At 57.9% G+C, this 22,110-nt stretch carries 25 protein-coding genes and 1 pseudogene; 19 read left to right on the top strand and 7 right to left on the bottom strand.

From position 1 onward, the window contains the following. Positions 1-237 precede the first annotated feature (237 nt). The 4 genes from FJ398_06940 to FJ398_06925 all read right to left on the bottom strand — a co-directional run bounded on the left by FJ398_06940 (position 238) and on the right by FJ398_06925 (position 2,873). The gene (locus FJ398_06940) at positions 238-561 is read right to left on the bottom strand and encodes a POT family MFS transporter (GenBank protein ID MBM3837687.1); all 324 of its coding nucleotides are present in this window, start codon (positions 559-561) and stop codon (positions 238-240) included. Positions 562-676: 115 nt separating this feature from the next. Further along, positions 677-2,005 carry a peptide MFS transporter gene (locus FJ398_06935; GenBank protein ID MBM3837686.1) on the bottom strand — a complete coding sequence of 443 codons (1,329 nt, stop codon included), beginning with the start codon at positions 2,003-2,005 and terminating at the stop codon, positions 677-679. A 28-nt stretch (positions 2,006-2,033) separates the two neighbouring features. Next, positions 2,034-2,165 (bottom strand): POT family MFS transporter, encoded by a 132-nt coding sequence (locus tag FJ398_06930; protein ID MBM3837685.1) that lies wholly within the window; start codon positions 2,163-2,165, stop codon positions 2,034-2,036. 105 nt (positions 2,166-2,270) lie between these two features. Beyond that, a complete protein-coding gene (locus FJ398_06925) occupies positions 2,271-2,873 on the bottom strand; it encodes a hypothetical protein (GenBank protein ID MBM3837684.1) in 603 nt (200 codons plus the stop codon). A gap of 748 nt (positions 2,874-3,621) precedes the next feature. Between FJ398_06925 and FJ398_06920 the strand changes: the two genes are divergently transcribed. Continuing rightward, positions 3,622-5,346: a hypothetical protein gene (locus FJ398_06920; protein ID MBM3837683.1), complete on the top strand. Its 1,725-nt coding sequence runs from the start codon at positions 3,622-3,624 to the stop codon at positions 5,344-5,346. A gap of 89 nt (positions 5,347-5,435) precedes the next feature. Here FJ398_06920 and FJ398_06915 read toward each other — a convergent pair whose 3' ends face one another. Then, positions 5,436-5,957, bottom strand: a complete 522-nt coding sequence (locus FJ398_06915) for a hypothetical protein (protein MBM3837682.1) — start codon at positions 5,955-5,957, stop codon at positions 5,436-5,438. Between the two features lie 289 nt (positions 5,958-6,246). Here FJ398_06915 and FJ398_06910 point away from each other — a divergent pair, with 289 nt between their 5' ends. From FJ398_06910 to FJ398_06900, 3 genes are all read left to right on the top strand, one after another. Continuing rightward, positions 6,247-6,930: a hypothetical protein gene (locus tag FJ398_06910; GenBank protein MBM3837681.1), complete on the top strand. Its 684-nt coding sequence runs from the start codon at positions 6,247-6,249 to the stop codon at positions 6,928-6,930. Positions 6,931-6,962: 32 nt separating this feature from the next. Continuing rightward, positions 6,963-7,490 carry a hypothetical protein gene (locus tag FJ398_06905; GenBank protein MBM3837680.1) on the top strand — a complete coding sequence of 176 codons (528 nt, stop codon included), beginning with the start codon at positions 6,963-6,965 and terminating at the stop codon, positions 7,488-7,490. A 198-nt stretch (positions 7,491-7,688) separates the two neighbouring features. Then, on the top strand, positions 7,689-8,042 hold the full coding sequence (locus FJ398_06900) for a methylated-DNA--[protein]-cysteine S-methyltransferase (GenBank protein ID MBM3837679.1): 354 nt from the start codon (positions 7,689-7,691) through the stop codon (positions 8,040-8,042). Positions 8,043-8,051: 9 nt separating this feature from the next. Here the strand turns inward: FJ398_06900 and FJ398_06895 are convergent, their stop codons facing one another. Then, complete coding sequence (locus tag FJ398_06895) at positions 8,052-9,074, bottom strand: LOG family protein (GenBank protein ID MBM3837678.1); 1,023 nt, start codon at positions 9,072-9,074, stop codon at positions 8,052-8,054. A gap of 348 nt (positions 9,075-9,422) precedes the next feature. On the opposite strand from FJ398_06895, the gene FJ398_06890 reads away from it, so the two are divergent. The 4 genes from FJ398_06890 to FJ398_06875 all read left to right on the top strand — a co-directional run bounded on the left by FJ398_06890 (position 9,423) and on the right by FJ398_06875 (position 13,625). Next, complete coding sequence (locus FJ398_06890; protein MBM3837677.1) at positions 9,423-9,965, top strand: DUF3782 domain-containing protein; 543 nt, start codon at positions 9,423-9,425, stop codon at positions 9,963-9,965. Between the two features lie 289 nt (positions 9,966-10,254). Continuing rightward, complete coding sequence (locus FJ398_06885) at positions 10,255-11,229, top strand: M23 family metallopeptidase (GenBank protein ID MBM3837676.1); 975 nt, start codon at positions 10,255-10,257, stop codon at positions 11,227-11,229. A gap of 3 nt (positions 11,230-11,232) precedes the next feature. Next, on the top strand, positions 11,233-12,324 hold the full coding sequence (locus FJ398_06880; protein MBM3837675.1) for an InlB B-repeat-containing protein: 1,092 nt from the start codon (positions 11,233-11,235) through the stop codon (positions 12,322-12,324). Beyond that, positions 12,165-13,625 (top strand): hypothetical protein, encoded by a 1,461-nt coding sequence (locus FJ398_06875; GenBank protein MBM3837674.1) that lies wholly within the window; start codon positions 12,165-12,167, stop codon positions 13,623-13,625. Before FJ398_06880 ends, FJ398_06875 begins: the two co-directional genes overlap by 160 nt. 76 nt (positions 13,626-13,701) lie before the next feature. Here FJ398_06875 and FJ398_06870 read toward each other — a convergent pair whose 3' ends face one another. After that, the gene (locus FJ398_06870) at positions 13,702-14,460 is read right to left on the bottom strand and encodes a DeoR/GlpR transcriptional regulator (protein MBM3837673.1); all 759 of its coding nucleotides are present in this window, start codon (positions 14,458-14,460) and stop codon (positions 13,702-13,704) included. Positions 14,461-14,549: 89 nt separating this feature from the next. On the opposite strand from FJ398_06870, the gene FJ398_06865 reads away from it, so the two are divergent. The 11 genes and pseudogenes from FJ398_06865 (at position 14,550) to FJ398_06815 (ending at position 22,050) form a co-directional block, all read left to right on the top strand. Further along, entirely contained in the window at positions 14,550-15,227 is a 678-nt protein-coding gene (locus FJ398_06865; GenBank protein ID MBM3837672.1) for a phosphate propanoyltransferase, read from the top strand. Between the two features lie 84 nt (positions 15,228-15,311). Then, on the top strand, positions 15,312-15,602 hold the full coding sequence (locus FJ398_06860) for a BMC domain-containing protein (GenBank protein ID MBM3837671.1): 291 nt from the start codon (positions 15,312-15,314) through the stop codon (positions 15,600-15,602). Positions 15,603-15,649: 47 nt separating this feature from the next. After that, complete coding sequence (locus FJ398_06855; protein MBM3837670.1) at positions 15,650-15,928, top strand: BMC domain-containing protein; 279 nt, start codon at positions 15,650-15,652, stop codon at positions 15,926-15,928. 45 nt (positions 15,929-15,973) lie between these two features. Next, the gene (locus FJ398_06850) at positions 15,974-17,164 is read left to right on the top strand and encodes an acetate kinase (GenBank protein ID MBM3837669.1); all 1,191 of its coding nucleotides are present in this window, start codon (positions 15,974-15,976) and stop codon (positions 17,162-17,164) included. Positions 17,165-17,210: 46 nt separating this feature from the next. After that, positions 17,211-17,495: a BMC domain-containing protein gene (locus tag FJ398_06845; protein ID MBM3837668.1), complete on the top strand. Its 285-nt coding sequence runs from the start codon at positions 17,211-17,213 to the stop codon at positions 17,493-17,495. A gap of 135 nt (positions 17,496-17,630) precedes the next feature. Continuing rightward, the gene (locus FJ398_06840; protein MBM3837667.1) at positions 17,631-17,948 is read left to right on the top strand and encodes an ethanolamine utilization protein EutN; all 318 of its coding nucleotides are present in this window, start codon (positions 17,631-17,633) and stop codon (positions 17,946-17,948) included. Between the two features lie 202 nt (positions 17,949-18,150). Beyond that, positions 18,151-19,650, top strand: a complete 1,500-nt coding sequence (locus FJ398_06835) for an aldehyde dehydrogenase EutE (protein ID MBM3837666.1) — start codon at positions 18,151-18,153, stop codon at positions 19,648-19,650. Positions 19,651-19,659: 9 nt separating this feature from the next. Continuing rightward, entirely contained in the window at positions 19,660-19,938 is a 279-nt protein-coding gene (locus FJ398_06830; protein ID MBM3837665.1) for an ethanolamine utilization protein EutN, read from the top strand. A gap of 126 nt (positions 19,939-20,064) precedes the next feature. Next, the gene (locus FJ398_06825; protein ID MBM3837664.1) at positions 20,065-20,370 is read left to right on the top strand and encodes an ethanolamine utilization protein EutN; all 306 of its coding nucleotides are present in this window, start codon (positions 20,065-20,067) and stop codon (positions 20,368-20,370) included. Between the two features lie 3 nt (positions 20,371-20,373). After that, positions 20,374-21,426: a class II aldolase/adducin family protein gene (locus tag FJ398_06820; protein MBM3837663.1), complete on the top strand. Its 1,053-nt coding sequence runs from the start codon at positions 20,374-20,376 to the stop codon at positions 21,424-21,426. Positions 21,427-21,518: 92 nt separating this feature from the next. Beyond that, positions 21,519-22,050: pseudogene (locus FJ398_06815) on the top strand (hypothetical protein). The last annotated feature ends 60 nt before the right edge of the window (positions 22,051-22,110 follow it).

Raw genomic sequence — 22,110 nt, 5'->3', positions numbered from 1 at the left:
ACCGCATGATTCCGCCAACCGGCCTATCGCACGCTCCAGCATCCGCGACACTGCTCAGCGATCTGGCTCGCGAACGCTTCCTCGCGGTGGAAGGAAATCCGACCTATCTGTGCGCATGGCCTCGCGGCGTCCTGGAAGCGCTGCCGATAGGCTGATTGTGGAAACAACTTTCTCGCAAAGGCCAGAGCGACAGGCGCATCACGGGATGCTCCAGATCCTTCGATTCAACTCGCCGACTTACCTGGCGGCGGTGATCGCCGCCGTGATGACTCTGGCCGCCGTGGCAGTGTTTCCAGCTTCGCGCGCGGCCTGGTTGAACGCAGCTACAGGGGCACAGCTCGAAGTAGTCAAGGAGTTCGGGTCACTCCGTTTGTCAAAGTTTTCGTTTTCACCAAGGCCGCTCGTCGGGTCGTCGAACCCTTCAAGCCGCCGTCTGCTCCCCTTCATCCTGCAAGTAGGTTTTGCCTTTGTAAAACCCGGCCACACCACGACGAACAGGATTGAGGTCACCGCCATCACTTTGACGAAGAAGAAGAAATAGCCGGCGCCGCTGAGTTTCACGGTGCCGTCGGGATTTTGAATGAAGCAATTGACGGCGGCCGTGAAGAAGCTACTGAACCTTGAAACGGCTCAACCGCTCTTTCCAAGCTGAACAGTCACGCTAAGCCTCGCCGAGTCACTTAATTCCCCCCATCAACTTCTTGATCGGTTTCACTAAAAACAAAAGGATGAGCCCGCTAACGATTGCCACGCCCGCTACAGCACCGAATAGCTGCGGCAGCGGCAGCCGGTCAAAGTAACCTGCGATCGTGCCGCCAAGCTTGTTGCCAAATGCATTGGTAAGAAACCAAAAGCCCATAATGCTTCCAACCAACCTCATAGGCGCCAGCTTTGTGACCATGCTAAGGCCGACGGGGCTCAGACACAGTTCACCGAGTGTGTGCAACAGATAGGCACCAACCAGCCACATCGGGCTGACGCGAATGCCTTCTCCAGACTGGGCAAAACCAGCAGCCGGCACCAATAAAAGAAATCCGATTCCCACCAGAACAAGTCCCCACACGAATTTGGCCGGACTCGACGGTTCTCGTGAAGCCAAGGCTACCCAGAGCCAGGAGAAAACCGGCGCAAAAACCAAGACAAAGACAGCGTTAAGCGATTGGAACCACGAGGAAGGGAACTCTCGGCCAAACCACGAAAGCCTTGTGTAGCGGTCGGCGAACAGGTTTAAGCTGGATCCGGCCTGTTCGTACGCGGCCCAAAACAAGACAGCGAACAAAAAAAGTGCTGCTATAACACCAAGCCGTTTCCATTCTGTAGCGGTGAGCTGGCGGGCGCCAGGTACGCCTGGATGTGGCGTCGTATTCGCTGTGTCTCCCGAAGCAAGGCGCTCGTTGCTCGGCAAATGGCGACGCCCGAAAAAAAGCTGCACCAAGCCTAGCACCATGCCAACACCCGCAGCCGCGAATCCCCAATGCCAACCAACCTTCTGGCCCAGATAACCGCATACGATTGGAGCGGCTGCAGCGCCTAGGTTAATTCCCATGTAATAGATTGAAAACCCTCCGTCGCGCCGCGTATCGCCTGGCGCGTAGAGAAGCCCCACCATCGTGCTAATGTTTGGTTTTAGCAGTCCAGTGCCAAAAATGATGATGGCCAGGCCAGCGTAAAACGCTGAGAGGCCTGAGATTGCCAGGGTGAAGTGACCTAGGGCAATGATGGCCCCTCCTATGAAGACTGCACGATAGTGTCCAAGCCATCGGTCGGCGATAAACCCGCCAGGAATCCCGACTGCATAAACCAGAAAAGTATACCAGCCATAAATCCCTGCCGCCTTCTCGGTCGTAAAGCCCAGTCCTCCATTTGTCGCGAGCGCTGTCATGTAGAGAATCAGCAGGGCGCGCATTCCGTAGTAACTGAAGCGTTCCCACATCTCGGTAAAGAACAGTGTCGCCAGCCCTCGCGGGTGGCCAAACCACTTTGCGCGTTCGTCAATGAGTGTCATGCAGGATTGGGTCTTGATCCGAAGTGCCTCAAGCTTGGGGCATCTGACTTGGCGCCATTGCGCTGAAGCGTTCGGCGGCTTCGTTGCCGATGATGTACGGGACGCCCGGCGGCATGCCGGAGGTCCTGATGGGAGCGGTGAGGTATTGATGAGTGGCCATGAGGTGCGGCGAGGTTTTTAGCGGGTTCGGGGCGCCGGGACAACTGTTTTGGACCGGATTGTCGGATGACGTCTGGGGCCAATTGAACCCGCGAATGAACGCGAATCAGCGATCGAGTCGTTTTGCCCTGTCCATCTCTTCCTGCATTTGCCGGATTACCGTGATGTAATTGCGCGACACGGCGCCAATGCGGAACGTGCGGGCCGACCGCGTCAGCCGGCCAAAGATGGCGTCGAACTCGGCGGCGCTGACGGCGCGTCGGCCCAACAGGCCGGCGGACACTTGCCAGAGAAAAAAGTGCAAGGGGCTGAGCGATTTGCCGTCCGGGCGCCTCCGCAGATTACTGTAAGCCTCCTCGAATTCGCCGTCCGTTTTGTCGCCGCAGCCGTTACAGAAAGTCACGATGTGCAACTCAATGAAAAAGAACAAAGGCATGTAGGCCGGAGGCGGCTCGTCTCTCATGTCGGGAGGCAATCTCTCACCACGAAAGAGCGCCCGCAAAGAAGGAACCTTCCACAGCGCGCTCCTGGTTCTGTCGCAAACCATGACTTCCTCGCGCGCGGACAAGTCAGGATGGTCATCCTGCATTTTGAGGCCGATGGTCAACTTTTTGCGGTCCAGGCCGTTTGCGCTCACGACTTCCTCCAGCGTCGGATGCAGGTCCACCAGCTTCATGGATTCTTCGATTTCGTGGACGGGGTTCTTCATAGCTGCGCCGGAGTTTAGTGTGGTGTCTCCGAAATAACCATACAATCGTTGCGCCCAATTTGGCTTGGGGCGTGGCGCGACGAGGGAGCATCTTCCACAGTGGGCTGTGACCGAGGAGCAACGAAGCCTCAAGCCAAATTCGGCGCAACCCGAAGGGCGGCAGTTCTTTTTCGGCCAGACTTTGTTGCTCGCTCCTTACAGATATTTCACTTGGCCATCCTGGTCGTTCACCGCGCCCGCAAAGATTCCCACGCCAGTCGCCCCGGCCAGGCCTTGCGCGGTTCCAGTGAACTGCACGGCTGGGGCGACTCCAATCTCTATCTCCGCCGCAGAGGCAAGGAGAAAAGCGAAAAATCCCAACCTTCATCCTTGATCCTCGGCTCCGAATGGAGTTCACTCTTCCCAGCCAAAGATTATTCCCAATGAGTGCATGACGCTGGCCCCTTTCTCAGCGCCAAAACCTTTTCGCCTGCTGAAGAACCTGCCAGGAGGTGCGTGGGGAGTTCTCGAAACCTACCGGAGACTCCCCCGTTTGCTTCAACCCCCTCTCCACACTCAGTCCCTCGCTGACCTCCAACCCAACGCCATTTTCATCCAAAACGCTCTCACGCCCCTCTCCCCCATCAGCCGTTATCAAGATAATCGTCCCACGCCAGAGCGTGAACGGCTACAAGCTTCCCGTGAAGCGGGTAGGGACGGATTCCACTCCAGTGGAACGCGTCCTTACCCTCTTCATGGGTAAGGTCGTATGCAACCGATCCATTCTCCATTGCTGATTCTGGTCCAGATCAACACGCTGCAGGCGTGGCGGCGTGTGAAATCCATCCGCGAACAATCCAGTTTTCTCTGGTCGGTCATCGCGGTTTTCATCCTGGGCTACCTGGCGTTGTCCTTCCTCCTGTTTCACCGCGGCTTGAGATTCATGGGACGCTTTCCCGGATTGGGAGGTTTGTTGACGGAACGGCTTTTGTTTTTGCTGTTCGCCTTCTTGTTCGCGCTGCTGTTGCTGAGCAACCTGGTCATCGGTTACACGAACCTGTTTCGCAATCGGGAAACGTCTTATCTGCTCGCGCTCCCAGTCTCGACGCAAACGATCTTCCGCTGGAAATTCATCGAATCCACGCTGCTGGCCTCGTGGGCGTTCGTGTTTCTCATCGCGCCGCTGCTTGCGGCTTACGGACTGACCCGGGGCGTGCCCTGGCATTTTTATCTGCTCACATTGTTCCTGATTGGACTTTTCATCATCCTGCCGGGCGTGGCGGGCTCGTGGCTGGCGGTAAGCCTGGGCCGATATCTGGATCGCCGCGCATTTCAAATGGTCGCGCTTGGAGTGGCGTTGGGAGGATTGGCGGGAGCGGCGTGGTGGTTCCAGCCCGAACCGATCACCGATCCCATGCTGGAGACGCGCGTCCTCACGGTTTTGGATCGGTTGCTTTTGAAGACGCGCTTTGCGCAATTCCCTTTTCTGCCGAGCTATTGGCTTTCCGCGGGAGTCTTGAACTGGTCGGAAGGCGCCCTGGCCTCGGCGAGTTTCTTCGCTTTGGTGTTGTCGAGTTACGTGCTGTTCTTCGGATTTCTTTCGTTCACCAAAACGGGCGGGATTTTCTACGAAGCGTTTTCAGCGGTGCAAAGCCGGGGCGGAATTATGGAGCGATGGAGTTTTCTTCGCGGGCGGCGCAGCCGGAGTCCGAGCTTTGGATACGCTGAGGGATGGGTGGAATCGGCTTTGCGCGCCTTGCCTGGGGTGAAGACGGATACACGCGCCTTGATGGCAAAGGACATTCGGTTGTTTTGGCGCGACACGACGCAATGGGGGCAAACGTTCGTTCTGTTTGGGTTGCTCGGCGCCTACATCATCAACTTGCGCCATTTCTCCCATCAACTGACCAATCCGTTCTGGGTGAATCTGGTGGCGTACCTCAACCTGGGCGCCTGCTCGCTCAATCTGGCGACGTTGACCACGCGTTTTGTGTATCCGCAATTCTCGCTCGAAGGAAAGCGGCTCTGGGTGCTTGGGCTGGCGCCGCTGGGGTTGGGGCGGATGATCAAAGCCAAGTTCGCGCTGGCCAGTTCGGCTTCGCTCTGCATCACGCTGGGACTGGTCTTGCTTTCGTGCCAGATGCTCAAGATGCCGTGGACGCGCACACTCTATTTCGCGACGGCCGTGAGCGTGATGACATTTGCTTTGAACGGATTGGCGGTCGGTCTGGGGGTGCTTTATCCGAATTTCAAGGAAGACAATCCGAGCAAAATTGTCAGCGGCTTCGGCGGCACGTTTTGTTTGGTCCTCAGTTTTCTATACATTGCCGGCTCGGTCGTCTTGCTGGCGCTGGGCTCCCCGTGGTCGCGCGGGCGCAGTGCTGTCCTCGGATCATTGGAAAATTCCTGGTTCATCTTCCTGGCGGTTTCCTTCATTTTGGGTCACTTGCCTTTGAAACTGGGACTGCGGAAAGTTCGGGATTTTGAACTTTAACTTTGGTGGGTTAGAAGGCCTCTGCGCCTTCTTTGAAACCGGCTCAACGAGAAATGCACTGATTAAGCCAAGTTCCTTCAGCCAAGCCGCTACGCGTTGTTCCAATGTCTCCCGCCTTTTCCCTTTGCCTCGAGATCGGAAAGAAAGCCCGCATTTTGAAATCGTGCGTTGACCTCGTTAGGGAATCCGTAGCATTTCACAGGCGAAGGAAGTCCCCAGACACGTCCTGGGGTTCGAACGAATCGGAAGTCGTCGGCCGGGCTTACCGTGAGATCATAATTATCCTTCCCGGTAAGCTTTCGACGCATCTCAAAATCTCGATTGGCAAATGAATAAATAAGTCGATTCACGACCAACCGCTTCTTTTCATTCTCTCCAATCTCCACCTCGAATCCGATCGTGTCACCTGTAAACAAATCATCCGTCTTGGCCTCCGGTTTCTTCACGGCGAGAGGGTGATCGAGCTTCCACAAAATGCGCCAGTCCAGCGTGCCAGGCGTTTGATGCGAGAACATCACGTCCCGAAAACTGCCTGGATTCGCGGGACTCTTCTCGCTCCCGAAGTCTAAAACCTGCAGACGGTCCGTAGATTCTACCGTTTGCTTAATCATGAGGAGTAGTTGAAGCACACTTGTCTTACCGGAACTGTTCGCTCCGAAGAATCCCGTAATCGGGGCGAATCGCATCTTCTGGACTCGTTTCCAAGACTTGAAATTCCCAAAACCTAATTCGGTGATCATACTCGAGTTTGGTTCAAGACACTGAGAGCAAACTAACAGGACCCTATGGTTACTACAACTCGCCTTTGAAGCAGCGGACAACGTCCCCAGCGTCGTGGATTGATCCATTCACTATCTTTGAATTCTTTACACGCAGCGCAGCGATGTCTAGAGTCCCGCTATGACCTCGAAGTTTGACGAGTCGGACTTTGTCGATACAGACTATCAGAGCACGAGGTCGCAAGCCACGGCCTCCTTGAATCCGGCCCAGGCCGCGTCCGGTTTTCCCAATCGCCTTCCCACGCGCGAAGAACTGGAAGCCCGAGTCGGCGAAACCCAGCAACGCCTCGCGGAATTGAAGCGCGCGCAAGAGCAATTGGAGCGCGAGCGGGCGGCGCTGGAGGAAGCGCGGCGGCGGCGGGTCGAACTGCAAACCGGGCGCGAAGAAATGCTGCAGCACCTGACCCGGGGCGTCGGCTTGCTGGAAAAGGCTGAAACCGACGCGCGAACCAGCGCCGAACAAATGGCCAAAACGCTGACGGGCTTGCGAGAGGCGCTCGCCAACGTCCAATCCATTCAAGAGCAAACCTGGAACCAGGAGAATTGGAACGTCGAACTGACCCGCGCGCTCACCACGATCGAGAACTCGCGTATGGAATGGAACCAGGCCCGCTTGAAATGGCCGCTCCTGGAGGGAGAAGACCCCCTCACGCGGAACGGAGGGAAGACCGCTCAGGCGCCCGGGTCCTTCTGGGAAGGCAAGAGTTTTGGACAGCTTTGCCGATTGGGATTTGCGTTGACCTGGCCAGTGGCGTGCGTGGGACTCCTCGGATTGATCGCGTGGTTGATTTTCCAGCTTCGCTAGGGCGAACGCGAGTTGATGGAGGTTTGCGAGCTATGGGTTTGTTCAAGAAAAAACCCGACCCCATTTCTGACCGTTCCCGCGCGCTCGAAGCTCAGATTGCGGCGCTCGAAGCCCAGATCAGGCAACTCCATTCCAAAGTTCAGAAAGAACAAACCCAGCCGCGAGTCCGTTCCTCGGTCACACCCGGCCAAATGACCGGAGCCGCGCCGTCTGTGTCTCCGACTGCGTCCACTTTGCCCGCCAGCGCGCGCGAACCCGTGTTCGAACTGATCAGTCCGCCGAACACTCCCCCCGCTTCCGCGGAGGAATCCACGCCCGCGCGCGACAACGAGCTTGGCGTGCGGAAGCATGACCTGGCGGCAGCCTGGCGGCGAATCCGGAATCACTTTCACGGTCCGGCAACCCCAAATCCAAAACTGGTGAGCTACCTTGCGGCCGGCACCATCAAGGGCCTTCGGCCACTGCGCTACGAAAAACGGATCGCGCGGAACCGCGTGATCTTTGTCTCCATTGTCCTCTTGTTCGTGATTTGGGTCGTCCTGGCGATGGCCCTCAGGTAAAGACAGGCGCATTGACTCTCCATGAACCGTCGGTTGACGAAAGCTCCCGCCGATAACAACTCACCTGCGATCGCCGAGATCGAGACGAAGGACGGCGTATTCACCGCTTATTTTTCAGAGCGCGGTTTAGTGCGGCTTGATTTTCCTGCGAAGCTTCAATCCGGCCAGCATCGCACTCCGCCCAGTCAATCTTCCGCGATGAATTCACCGTGGATTGCCACGCTTCAGTCCGCGCTTGAAGAAGCATTGCAGGCCAGGGTTCCGGGGCGCTTGCCTCCGCTCGACCTGGAGGCCGGCACGGATTTCCAGCAGTCGGTCTGGCAGGCTTTGTTGCGGATTCCGCCGGGCCAAACGATGAGTTACGGCCAGGTCGCCCAGGCGATCGGGCGTCCCAAAGCGGTGCGCGCGGTTGGCCAGGCGTGCGGCGCCAATCCGATTCCAGTGCTCATCCCGTGTCACCGCGTCGTGGCGGCGCATGGCGCGATTGGAGGATTCTCCTGCGGCCTTGACTTGAAGCGCCTGCTGCTCGCACGTGAAGGAATCTGGTTTTGAGAACTTGCCTCAAAAGCTGTTCAAAAGATCGATGAGCTTTCGGAGCCGGCCATAGCTGCGGCGGTCGAATCCAAACGAAATCCTCGGCAGTTCCACGACGTCGCCGTCCTCAATTTCTTCAGGCGTGGCGCTAATCAGACGGAATTTCTCGCCCGTGACGATGTCCGCAAAGTCTTCGTTCAAAGCCTCGATGGCGGTGGGCGAAGGCACGTGTTTCAAGCGGATGACCAGCAATTCTCTGACAAATCGGGTGGAGTGGAAGTTGCGATAGAACCGCGTGATGCATTTGACCGCTTCGTCCGCGTCGTCGGTGATTTGATACAGGAAAAGGTCCTCCGGCGCGATCAGCTCATTCCGCAGCAAATGTTCGCGGATGTTTTTGTCCCAGGTCTTCCAGTACGTGCCCCCGGGCCGGTCGATCAAGACCAGCGGCATGATCTGGCTTTTGCCGGTTTGCATCAGCGTCAACGCTTCATACCCTTCGTCGAGAGTTCCAAACCCGCCGGGAAACAGCGCAATGGCGTCGGAGTGCCGGATGAAAATGAGTTTCCGGGTGAAGAAGTATTTGAACGTGATCAGCTTCTTGTCGTGGACCATCACCGGGTTAGGCGTTTGCTCCCAGGGCAAGCGAATGTTCACCCCGAAGCTTTTCTCGGGTCCCGCTCCTTCGTGTCCCGCTTGCATAATCCCCGGACCGGCGCCCGTAATCACCATGAATCCAGTCGCCGCCATCTTCCGCGCGAATTCCACCGCCTGCTTATATTCCGTCTGATCCGCCGAGGTGCGCGCTGAGCCGAAGATGGTCACCTTCCTTGTGCCGGAATACTGGGCGAACAGGCGGAACGCGTAGCGCAATTCCCGCATCGCGGTTTGCATGACGCGAACGTCACCGCGATCTTCGACATCCTGCAACAGCTTCAGCGTCGTCTCGATGATATCCTCGACCAGGTCCGCGTTGTGCCCGCCACCCTTGAACGCGATCAAGTCCTGGATGCGGCGCTTCAGTTCGATGTCCGACGATGGTTTGTCCATGCCGCCGGTAAGCCTACGGGTTGGCCCTGAAAATGCAAATGGCCCAGCCTGGTATCGAGCTTGAATTGAGCGAGCCACGGCGTGGGTGGGAAGTTAACGCGCGGCGCACGGGATGGAATTGAGAGTCCCACGTGTCGCGACGGTGTCATGGGGAGCACACGCGCCTCGCCGGTCGGATCGGGGCACTGTCCAGCTACCGAACGACGAATTTTGCGAGCGTACCATGTGGTCGGCAAGGGCACCGACCACAGCACGTGAAGGCGCGTGCGATCGCCATTTTGCTGAACGGTTCCGAAGCAAAGTTATGTGTCACTTGACGGGAAGAGTTGCGCAAAATAGTCTGTCACCATGACGGACGAGGAGCTAAAAAGCCTGATCGCCACTTTGGCGAAGCAAACCGAAGCCGCCCAGGAAAGGACGGAGGAAACCCTTCGCCAAGTCACCAAGCAACTCGGCGGGTTGGGCAACAAGTTCGGATCGTTCACCGAAGGTTTGGCTTTCGAGTCGATGGAGAAGATACTCCGCACCCGATTTCGCGCGGACAACTTCGCCCGGCGGGCCAAGCCCGCCAAAGGCGGCTTCGCCCAGGAGTACGACCTGATCGGCGTCCGCAATGGCCGTCACGGCGAAGTCTTCTGCGTTGAGATCAAGAGCGAGTTGAACGCAGACGGATTAAAGAAATCCCTGAAGAAGTTTCAGGAGTTCTTCGATTGCTTTCCCCAGTACCGCGGCATGAAGCTTTACGGCATCATCTCGGCGGTGGACGTGCGCGGGGCGCTGGCGGACCGGGTGATGCACGAGGGGATCTACCTCGCGACGGCCAGCGATGAGAACTTCAAGCTCGTCAAACCACCTGGTAGTTTCAAACCGAGGGTGTTCACCGTGAAGTGAACGCGGCCAGCGAAAGGATTTCCCTGCCGCGAAGAATTTGTGGCTGGGTCGGACGAAATAACAACGAATGAAGTAAACCAAGTAACAACAAACAATCTGCGAGCTTCGGCCGCTGTCCAACACGAAACTGGCATTTTCGATCCGAGGACAACTGTTCGAGGCACGCCCGCACGTGGGCGTGCCCGAAAGCGTTCCTCGGAAGGCATGCCAGTGCCCGTGTTGGGGCGCGAGTAGGTCGCGCCCCTTCTTGTTCTTGGACGGGAAGGAGGCCGCACAATGAGGAAAAGCCATGAATACGACCCTTCCATATCCAATCCTTGCCTGCCTCTTGGTAACTTTGCACGCCGTCGGAGCCGTCTCAGACGGCTTCGACTATCCGATTGGCTCCGACCGCAACCGAAGGTACACGGAAGCTGCTGACGGAGACGGATGGTACAGCGCTCAAGAGTTCGGTGATTTCTACTCCGTTAACGGCAAATACCATCTGGGTGAAGACTGGAACGCCGAGACTGGCGGCAACACAGACTGTGGACTGCCCGTCTACGCTGCCTCAAGTGGCACGATCGTTTTCGCAGGAACCGGGACTGGCTGGGGAAAGGTTATCATCGTTCGACACGATCTTCCAGACGGCACCCAGGTTGAGACTCTTTACGGCCATTTGCAGAATCAGCTCAAGACGAGCGGATCGGTCTCACGGAGCGTACAGATTGGTACCATTGGAAACGGAGATGGAGCAGTCAGTTCATGCCACCTTCATTTCGAAGTGCGGTTTTCGAATTGCCCGAATTGGGGAAGCCCTGGGCCTGGTTATTCAGCGGCTCCGAAGCCGACCGGATGGACCGATCCATCCGATTTCATCGACGCGCGTAGAAGCCTGTCCACAACACCTCAAACCGGATCGATTCGTGTAAGCATAGTTCCTCAGGCTGCCGCTGAGGCAGGCGCCCAATGGCGCGTGGTTGGGGAAACCGCGTGGCGAAATAGCGGAACAATCAAAGCAGACGTCGCTTTGGGCGAATATCAGGTCGAGTTTAAAACTATTGCCGGATGGGGCCCTGTACCGCCGAACAAGGTCGTGACATTAACGGCAGCCAATCGGGAAATCTGGATCAACAGCGATGCGTATTCCCAGGTGCAGCAGCTTGGCTCGATTCGCGTGAGCATTGTTCCTCAGGCTGCGGCAGACGCGGGTGCCCAGTGGCGGGTGGTTGGCGAGACCACGTGGCGAAATAGCGGAACAATCAGCTTGGCTCGATTCGCGTGAGCATTGTTCCTCAGCGATGCGTATGTTCAACAACCGGTATTTTACACACTAAACGTCTCTGCGAGTAACGGAACTGTCAGCAAAAATCCCAATCAGACCAGCTTCTCCTCAGGCAGCCAAGTGACGCTCACCGCCACAGCGGCGAGCGGTTACCAGTTCAGCGGTTGGAGTGGCGACGCCAACGGCAGCGCGAACCCGCTAAGCGTGACGATGGATCGCAACAAGACCGTCACAGCCAACTTCACCAGCACAGGGACGCAGTCGGTCGTTCAGGAATGGGATAAGTCGTTCGGCGGTACGGACAGCGATGAGTTGGCGGTAATTGAACAGACGTCAGACGGCGGCTACATCCTTGCCGGGAGTTCAAAATCCGGAGCCGGTGGAAACAAGTCCAGTGGGAACAATGGTTCCTACGATGCTTGGATTGTGCGATTGGACGCCAATGGCAACAAGGCTTGGGATAGAAACTACGGAGACTCGGGCGAGAATGTTGTTTACGCGCTTGCTCAGGCAGGCGACGGAGGTTTCGTCGTTGGCGGCCGAAACCTTGGATTCTGCCGGATCGACAGCAGTGGCAACAAGCTTTGGGAAACAGCGTTTCAGGGAGAAATTCGAGCCGGGATTGGCGAATTGGTTTGTCGGAGCTCACCCGAGTTATTGAACTGTATAATTTCCGATCGGGAACGGCTCGCACAGGAGAGTATCATGCCGAGAGTGGAACTGAAGATGGATATGGGTTGGGACAGGGACCGAGCAAGGCCAACACAACTCCACCCCGATCCATTTCCCTGCTCGCGCTTTCATCGGAACCAAAGGCGGCCCAAAGTCCCAATTTCCAGTCTTATTCCCAAAGCGGCGGCGATATCATCATTGACTGCACGATTGAATATTCAGGCCAACCGTCTGCGCTCGGCTGGGAGGTCCAGCTTCCTCAGATGTGGACTTATGTTTCTGGTCAGAACGAACCACCGATCAAGCCCGACACCGGCCAGTCGGGTTCCTTGGAATGGGCATGGTCAACCGTTCCCGCCAGTCCCGTGTCGTTCACCTACACGGTCCGCGTACCGACTGGAGAAACCGGCGAAAAGACAATAACAGCAAAAGCGATCTATCGCGAAGCCGGCCAACGCAAGGAGCTCACGCCACCGCAAATCGTACTCAAAGCGAGCACGACGACTCCGAACCGTCCGCCCAATCAGCCGACCAACGCATCGCCAGCGAATGGGGCGTCCAATATCCCGTTGATCCTGACGTTAACCGGCGGCCCCTTCAGCGATCCGGACGTCGGGGATGTTCATACCGCAAGCCAGTGGCTGATTCGTCGAAGCAGCGATGGGAAAGTGGTCTTTGACAGTGGTGAGGACAAGGCGCGATTAACGGGTCTGACGGTCTTCCCGTCTTTGGTTCCCGACCTGGCTTTTGCAACCCGATTCGCCTGGCAAGTTCGTTACAAGGACAATCACGATGCTTGGAGCGATTTTTCAGTTCCCACAACTTTCACGACCCAAGAGGATTCCAACAAACCTCCCGCGATTACTTTGCAACCGCAGAGTCAGACGGTTGCCTCAGGGACCAAGGCAACCTTTACGGTGCAAGCTTCCGGGAATCCACCATTGACGTATCAGTGGCAGAAGAACGGTGCGCCCATTTCCGGCGCGACCGGCTCCACGATAACGCTCGCGAACGTTGCGGCCACCGATGCAGGAGAATATTCGGTGATCGTCAGCAATTCAATCGGTCAAACGACCAGCGCCAACGCTACGTTGACGGTGAATCCTGTTATTGGCGGCCCTGCAAATGACAACTTCATCAACCGGATCAAGTTAACCGGCGCCTCGGTTTCCGTCGAAGGCTCGAATGTCAATGCGACAAAGGAAACTGCGGAACCGAATCATGCAAGCAAGCCCGGCGGAAAGTCGGTCTGGTGGTCATGGACAGCCCCGCAAGACGGCACTGTGATTGTCAGCACCGCTGGAAGCAGCATAGATACGCTACTTGCGGTTTACACCGGATCATCGCCTGCAAACCTGATGCTGGTGAAAAGTAACGATGATGATGAAGTCAACGGCGGCAGCACGAGTTTGCTCACTTTCCTCGCCCAGGCCGGGACAGAGTATCAGATCGCTGTGGATGCTTTCGGCGGTGAGGCGGGGGCAATCAAGTTGACCCTTCAAACCGAAGCGGCGCGTGCCGCGCTGCGCGTCGAGGTGTCCGGCAAGAACATCCTCCTCTCCTGGCCCTCCAGCGCGGCGGGGTTTATCGTCGAAGTGAGTGACAGTCTGGCGTCGCCAAACTGGACGCCAGCTTCGCTGACCCCGGTGGTCACAGGCGAAACGACCTCAGCTAAGATTCCGATTCTGAGTGGGAGCAAATTTTACCGATTGCGCGGCCGGTAGCCGGAGGGAGAAGGGCGTCCCCATCGACCACTGCGCCGTCGCATGAGGAGACGGCGCATGTTCGAACCAGACGCGTTCAGCCAGCAACCACAACGTCCAAATCCCGCGTCCGCAAGCCCTCGACTAAGTCCTTTGGCGCGTGACTGTCGGTGACAATCGTGTCGATACAATCCAGGTCGCAGAGATTCGACACTGACTTGCGCCCGAACTTCGTATGATCGAGGCACAGGATCACTTTTTGCGCCGCGTGAATCATCGCCCGTTGAATGTCGATCAACAACCCGTGCGAATTTGTAACCCCATCCAGCGTGATTCCGCCGGCGCCCATGATCGCGACATCGGCGTGAATCCTGGAGAAAGCGTCCACCGCCAGCGGCCCAACCAGCACGCCCAGACGCGGGTAAATCACGCCGCCGGAAAGCACAACTTCCAGCCGAGTATCTCCGGCAAACAGATTCGCGACGGGCAGTGAGTTGGTGATGATCTGCGGCTTCTTGTCCTCAAGATACCGCGCGACATGATAAACCGTCGTGCCGGCGTCCATGATGATCGTCTGGTTGGGTTTGATCAGATCTGCACACGCCTTCGCAATGGCCTCCTTCTCCGTCAACTGATGCGTGTCTCGCGCTGAGAAAGCGAACTCGTCCGAGCGCGGGTTGACGAGCCTTGCCCCGCCGTGCGTGCGACGTAAAATGCCTTTTGTCTCCAGAATTGTGAGATCTCTGCGCACTGTAGAAGTCGAGGCATCAACGTGTTCAGACAGTTCATCCAGCGAGGCGAACTCCACTTTCTGGAGGTACTCTTCAATGCGCAATTGACGTTCTTCAGCCTGCATTCGAGCGCGACTCTGGTAGATTTTGATAGATTTTGCAATAATTCATTTGACATTTCTTTCAAATACATCCAGAAAGACCCCCTGTTTTTATGGCAGCACTTGGCGAAACGGTTCATCGGGCTGTGGTCGAACACCTCGTTCGACAGGCCGTTTATCGCCGCCTTGGAAAACCGTTGCCGCGTTCAGCCGCGGGGCCAAATCCTCTCGTCGTCAACGTAAGCGCCCGGCACTGCCACCTGACGCAGGAGACGGTTGAGATCTTGTTTGGCAAAGGCCATCAGTTGACACCTTTCAAATGGCTTTATCAGGAGGGGCAGTTCGCGGCGCAGGAAGCCGTGACGTTGATCGGGCCGCGCAGTCGGGTCATCTCCAATCTCCGCATCCTCGGACCTTGCCGGACGTTGAATCAAGTGGAACTGGCCTACACCGACGCCATCGCCCTTGGTTTTGAAATTCCTTTGCGGCTGTCCGGGAACATTGAAGGCACTCCCGGCGCGATGCTCATGGGCCCGGCCGGTTTTTTTGAAATGTCCAAAGGCGTGATTCGCGCTTTGCGCCACGTGCACATGCACCCGGACGATGCTGAGTTCTACGGGGTGAAGAACGGCCAGGACATGAAGCTCAAAGTGGGAGGGCCGTGCGGCTTAACGTTCGACAAGCTTCTCGTCCGCGTGGACAAAAGCTTTAAGCTGGAGGTTCATATCGATACCGACGAAGGCAACGCTTGCAACCTCCAACCGGACACCCCATGCGAACTGATCCGATGAAGCCCTCGAATCTGACAACTGACAACTGATTAGTGATCGCTGAATACTTCCCCCAACTCTCAACTCCCAACCCTCAACAAATCTATGAGCGAAGCATTAGGAATGATTGAAACCAAAGGATACGTCGGCAGTGTGGAAGCCAGCGACGCCATGGTCAAAGCCGCGAACGTCTCGCTGGTGAAAACCGTCCAGATCGGCGGCGGCCTCATCACGGTCTTGGCCAAAGGCGACGTCGGCAGCGTTAAAGCCGCCGTGGACGCCGGCTCCAAGGCGGCGAGCAAGGTCGGTGAACTGATCAGTTCGCATATCATCGCCAGACCACACGAGGACCTTCTCAAGGCGTTCCTTGGCGAGGCGGCGCCGACGAAGAAGTAAGTCGTCTCGGGTCTCTCAACTCTCAACTCCAAACTCCCCACTGATTTATGGCTCAACAAGCAATTGGAATGATCGAAACCAAAGGCCTGAGCGCCCTGCTCGAAGCCAGCGACGCCGCCCTCAAAGCCGCCCACGTCACGTTCGTCGGCTGGGAAAAGATCGGCAGCGGCTACGTCACGGCTTTCTTCCGAGGCGACGTTGCCGCGGTCAAGGCAGCGACGGACGCCGGCGCTGCGGCGGCCGCGCAAGTCGGCCAAGTCATCAGCGTGCAAGTGATTCCACGCCCGCACGAAGGATTATCCACACTCGGCCGATGGCTCCAGTAATTTGAAATCTCAAATCTCAAATCACAAATTGCGCGCCAGCGCCTCATGAAGGTTCTCGTCGCCAATCTCGGTTCCACGTCGCTCAAGTGGCGGCTGTTCGAATTCTCAAACGGCCAGGAAAGCCTCTTGAACAAGGGCGGCTTCGAGCGCGTGACCGATTATCCAAAGGCGATTGAAGATTGCCTGGCCCAGTTGCGCGACGCCGGCCACATCGCCAGCGAAAAAGATCTGGCAGCCGTCGGCTTCAAGACCGTGCTGGCGCTCGGGGTAAATGGCTGCGTGCGGCTCGATGAAAAAACCGTCCGCGCGATGGCAGCGTGCAACAGCATCGCCCCTGCGCACAACCCGCCTTACATCGCCGGCATCCGGCTCTTCGCTCAACGGATGCCCGGAACTCCGCTGGTGGGGTTGTTTGAAACGGCCTTCTATCAATGGGCGCCGGAAGCCGCGATGCGCTACGCCGTGCCGCAAGCGTGGCATGACGCAGGCGTGCGGCGCTGGGGTTTTCACGGCGCCAGCCACAAGTTTATCGCCGAACGTTCGGCGGAGTTTCTCGGCCGCGAAGACGTCGCCCAACGCGCGCGCCGGCTTTACGTGGACGGCGGAAGCAGTCCGGTGCGGAAGCCGGACTTGCGCGTCATCTCCTGTCATCTGGGCGGCAGCTCTTCAATCAGCGGAATTCTCAATGGCGTTGCCGTCGGCAATAGCCTGGGCATGAGCCCGCAGTCAGGTTTGCCCCACAACAATCGCGTCGGCGACCTCGATGCATTCGCGCTGCCCTTCCTGATGCGGACCGCTGGACTCACGCAGGACGAAGCCGAGCGGCTCTTGTGCAAAGAATCCGGTCTGAAAGGCCTGTCCGGCGGCGCGAATGACATTCGCGACATTCAGACGCAAGCCGCCCAGGGCAACAAACAAGCTCAATTGGCCTTGGACGTCTTCGTTCATCAAATCCGGCACTGGATCGGCGCGTATTGTCTTCAACTCAACGGCGCCGACGCGCTTGTCTTTACCGCCGGCATCGGAGAAAACCGCGCCGAACTGCGCGAATCCATCTGCGCGAACCTGGATCAGCTCGGCATCATTCTGGATCGCGAAAAAAACCTTTCCTTCCGGGCGCAAGAAGCCGTGATTAGCGCGCCAAACTCGCGTGTCAAAATCCTGATCATCCCGACGAACGAAGAACTCGTCGTCGCCCGCGAAGTCAAACGCTTTCTGGAAACCCCAAAAGACTAACCGCTTTCACCGCTTCAACTCTCAACTCCAAACTCTCAACTCAATTATGGCTCATCAAGCAATTGGACTCCTGGAAACACGCGGCCTGGTCGCTCTGGTCGAGGGCACCGACGCGATGCTCAAAGCCGCAAACGTCGAACTGGCCGGCCCGATGACACAGGTCGGCAGCGCCCTCGTCACCGCGGTCGTGGTTGGCGATGTCGCCGCCGTCAAAGCGGCGACCGACGCCGGCGCGCAAGCAGTCAAAGCGATCAAGGGTGAAGTCGTCAGCGTGCATGTGATTGCCCGGCCTCACGCGGAAGTCGATGCGGTCCTGCCCAAGAAGAAGTAATCAGTTGTCAGTCTCCAGTTGTCAGTCCTGAGACGCCGACGACTGGAAGGCGCCAGGTAGCGAATCGCGGATCGCGGGTTCGGAGCGCCGACAAACTGACAACTGACAACTGACAACTGACAACTGACAACTGACATGTTCCTCGCCAAAGTCGAAGGCTCGGTCGTTTCGACCAAGAAAGACGCCAGCATGGGCGGCCGCAAACTGCTCCTCCTGCGCCCTCAACTGGTCGATGACAAGGACCCCACCAAGTTCCGCCCGGGCGTGAACACGATTGTCGCCGTGGACAGCGTGGGGGCTGGCATCGGCGAGATGGTCATGTTTTGCCAGGGCAGCAGCGCCCGGCTTGCGCCCGGACTTAAAGAAGCGCCCGTCGATGCGGTCATCATCGGCATCGTCGATTCGGTCGATGTGCTGGGGAAACAGATTTACAGCGCAAAGGAGCCGCGCTGAACTCTGCGGCCGAATGCTACCGCTATGAAACGGCTTTGGATACCTAACCGCTCGAAAGATCGCATGCACAGAGGCGCCATCAGCAGCGATGAGCACAATGGCTTCTCCGTTCGCATGTTGCGATTCGATGTCTGCCGTGCAAAGTAGAATCCAGTCACTTACGTCCTGCCAGCAGGTTTTTGGCTCCTTTGATCAATGAATTATGAGTGCTGTCAACGAAGCTTTGATCCGTGACATTGTGAGTGAAGTGCTGGGCCGCCTGGGCAGTGCTCCGGCGCAACAGGCAGCAACAACGTCTCCGACGCCCGCCACGCCGGCGTGCGGTTGCAACGGCAAAGGAAATTCCCCCGTCAGTCCGGCCTTGCGCGGCAAGTTCGGCGTGTTCCAGGATGCAAACGAAGCTTGCGCCGCCGCGCACGAAGCTTTCCTCCAACTGCAACAGAAGGGCGTCGCCGCGCGCCGCAAGATCGAGGAAATCGTCAAGACCCTTTGCAACCAGAACGCTCAGGCGTGGGGCAAACTGGAGTTGGACGAAACGAAGATCGGCAGGCTCGACCACAAGATCGAGAAACTCCAGATCATCAAACTCGTCCCCGGGGTGGATTGGATTCACCCCGACGGGCATAGCGGCGATCACGGCATTACGTTGGAGGAGTACACGCCGTTTGGGGTCGTAGCCGCCGTGACGCCGAGCACGCACTCCATCCCGACGCTCAGCGGCAACATCGTGAACATCGCCGCCGCAGGCAACGCCGTCGTGTTCAATGCGCATCCGGCCGCCTCGCGTTGCGCCGCTACTGCCGTGCGCGCCTTCAACGAAGCGATTCATCGCGAAACCGGCATTGAGAATATCGCGTGCATCATCGAGAAGCCGACGATGGAAAGCTTCGCCGCCATGTGCAAACACGAGGCCGTGCGCTTGCTTCTGGTCACTGGCGGCCCTGGCGTTGTCAAGGCAGCCATGCAAACCGGCAAGCGCGCCATCTGCGCCGGGCCGGGCAATCCCCCTGTGCTCGTCGATGATACGGCCTGCATGAAGCGCGCAGCCCGGACCATCATTCAGGGCGCAGCCTACGACAACAACTTGCTCTGCATTGGCGAGAAGGAAGTGTTCGCGTTGGAAGACATTGCCGACAAGCTCATGATTGAGATGGAACGAAGCGGCGCCGTGCGTCTCAATTCTGCGCAACTCGATGCGCTGACCAAAGCCGCCTTCACGTTCAAAGAGGCCCAGGGCGGCGGCTGCCCGCACGCTTCGGTGAACAAGGAGTTTATCGGCAAAGATCCCGTGGCGCTGGCGAAGGCTGCGGGAATCGAGATTCCGTCCGGCACCCAGATTCTTTTTGCGGAGACCGGCGCGAATCATCCGTTCGTGGTCGAGGAACAGATGATGCCGTTCTTGCCGATTGTCCGCGTGAAAACCGTCGAGGAAGGCATCGCGCGATCGATCGAAGCCGAGCACGGCTACAAACACACAAGCATCATTCACTCGCACGATGTCGAGAACATGACAGCGATGGCTCGCGCGCTCGACACCACATTGTTCATCAAGAACGGACCGTGCATGTCCGGCCTGGGTCTCGGCGGCGAAGGGTATCTGAGCTACTCGATCGCCACGCCAACCGGTGAGGGCGTGACCAATCCCAAAACGTTCTGTCGCGTCCGGCGGTGCGTCATGGTGGATAATCTGCGCATCTACTAACCCTGTTGTATGTTGTTGGCTCGCGTCGAAGGCAACGTTGTGGCTACTCGCAAGCATCCGAGCTTCGAGGGCTGGCGGCTCGTGATCTGCCAGCCGATCAATCAGGCCGGCGATGCGGAGGGCGCGCCGCAAGTGGCCATCGACGCGCATGGCGCGGGCATGCACCAGCGCGTGATCATCTCCTCGGACGGCCTGGCGGCGCGAAAAGCGGTCGGCGACGACAAAAGTCCCGCGCGCTGGATGGTCATTGGCGTCGTGGATGAGAAGGAACCCGGAGTGCCAGTTTGAATGACGAAGAGCGAAATCCGAATGACGAAAGAATTCTCAAGCCCGAAGTCCGAAGAACGGCGCCGTAGTACATTCGGATTTCGGATTTCTTTCGACATTCGTCATTCGGAATTGGGTGTTTAGTCTATGAAACTTGGCTCCGTCATTGGCCGTGTAACTTTGAGCAAGACCATTCCCGCCCTTCACGGTGCGCGGTGGCTGGTTGTGTCGCCGTTTACCCGAGACCACTTCCAGCGCGGCACACAAACCCCGACCGGTCTCAGCAAAGACCCGAGCCTCGTGGTTTACGATAATCTCGGCGGCGGGGTTGGGCAGACGATCGGCTTTGTCGAAGGCCGTGAAGCCGCGCAGCCGTTCGACGAACCCACGCCCGTGGACGCGATCAACGCGGCCCTGGTGGATGAAATCTTTTACAATCCGTTTCAGAAGTAACGCGTGAAAACTGTCATCAGCGCCAAAGAAATCGAAGCATTGATTCGCTCCGGCGGCGACGTGTCCCGCTTGCCTGCCGATGCGATCTTGACGCCTTCGGCGCGGGATTTGTTGCGCGACCTGGAATCGCGCAACGCAACCAAGTCCGGATCGACATCCTCGTCGAATGGGGCCCCTGGCGTTCCGCCCGGCAAGCCGCTGAATTCAAAAAGCGCCAAGGCCGACCTCGAAGCCTTTTTCAATTCGCCCTACTGCCAAAGGTTGAAAGAAGAGATTTGCGACGTGGGCCGCCGTTTGTGGCAGCGCGCCTACGTCGATGGCAACGGCGGCAACATTGCCATCCGCGTCGGCGACGACATCGCGATCTGCACGCCGACGCTCGTGAGCAAGGGGTTCATGAAACCCGAAGACATGTGCCTGGTGGATTTCGAGGGCAACCAGCTTGCCGGAACGATGAAGCGAACGAGCGAAATCTTGATGCACCTCCAGATCCTGAAGCGCCAGCCGCGGGCCGTGGCCACGGTGCATTGCCATCCGCCTTACTCGACCGGATTCGCGGTGGCCGGGATGGAACCGCCCACGTGCATGATCCCGGAATACGAAGTCTTTTCTTCGGTGGCGATCGCGCCGTATCGCACGCCGGGCACGCCGGAGATGGGCCAACTTGTGGCGGATCTGGTTGATAAGCACAACACGATCTTGATGGCCAACCACGGAGTCGTGGCGTGGAGCCACAACAACGTCGAGGACGCCTACTTCAAAATGGAGATCCTGGAGGCTTACTGCCGGACCGTTCTGGTGGCGGCGCAACTGGGCAAAACTCCGAATACCTTCACGCCCGCGCAACTCCAGGACCTGCTGAAGATCAAGCAAAGCCTCGGCATTCCCGATCCGCGCCACGGGCTCAAAGAATGTGAATTGTGCGACAACGCTGAGTGGCGCCCGGGGGTCTCCTGCGCCACGCCTGCAAAACAAGAATCGGCGGCCGGCTACGACGCAGACGCGGAGGCCGCGGTCCAGGCCATTACGGACCAGATCATGACACGGTTGAAGTAGCGTGAATCTAGGCAACGATCAGCGTTTGGCAATGTTGCTGAGGTGACTACTGGTTACTGACTACTGATTACTGATAACTGATTACTTGCCTCATGAAAGTCACGATCATCGGCGGCGGAGGACGCGTGGGTTCGTGCGCTGCGTTCGCGCTTCAGTGCGCGGGCCTGGTCGCGGAGATTCAAATTCTCGACGCGAACCAGGACCTGGCCGAGGGTGAGGCACTCGACTTGCTCCACGGCACGGCCTTTGCGGGCGATCAGAAGATTTACGCCGGTGTCTGGCCTGCCGGAATGCACGCCGGGTTTTCAAAATGCCATCTTCGAGCGCACCAAAGGCAGCGGCGCGGAAGTGATCAAACGCAAAGGCGGCGCCGGCTGGGCCGTCGGCCTCGCGATTCGCGACTTGATCCATTGCGTGTTGCTCAACAAGAAAGCGCTCCTGCCCGTCTCGTCGCTCCTTCAAGGCGCCTACGGAATTCGCGATATCTGCCTGAGCGCGCCCAGCGTCGTCGCCCGCGGCGGAGTGGAGAAACACGCGGAACTCAAGCTGTGGCCAAAGGAACTAACCGGCCTGCAAAATTCGGCCAAGGCGCTGAAGGAGACACTGGCCAAGGTCAAGGTGTAGAAATGACGAGAATCCGCATTGGGACGGAGGACAGACCGCCACGCTCGGCATTCGCGCCGC

It is taken from the genome of Verrucomicrobiota bacterium, from assembly GCA_016871535.1.
Lineage (GTDB): Bacteria > Verrucomicrobiota > Verrucomicrobiia > Limisphaerales > SIBE01 > VHCZ01.
The sequence above is the reverse complement of the archived record's forward strand: the minus strand, read 5'-3'. Positions and strand labels throughout refer to the sequence as shown.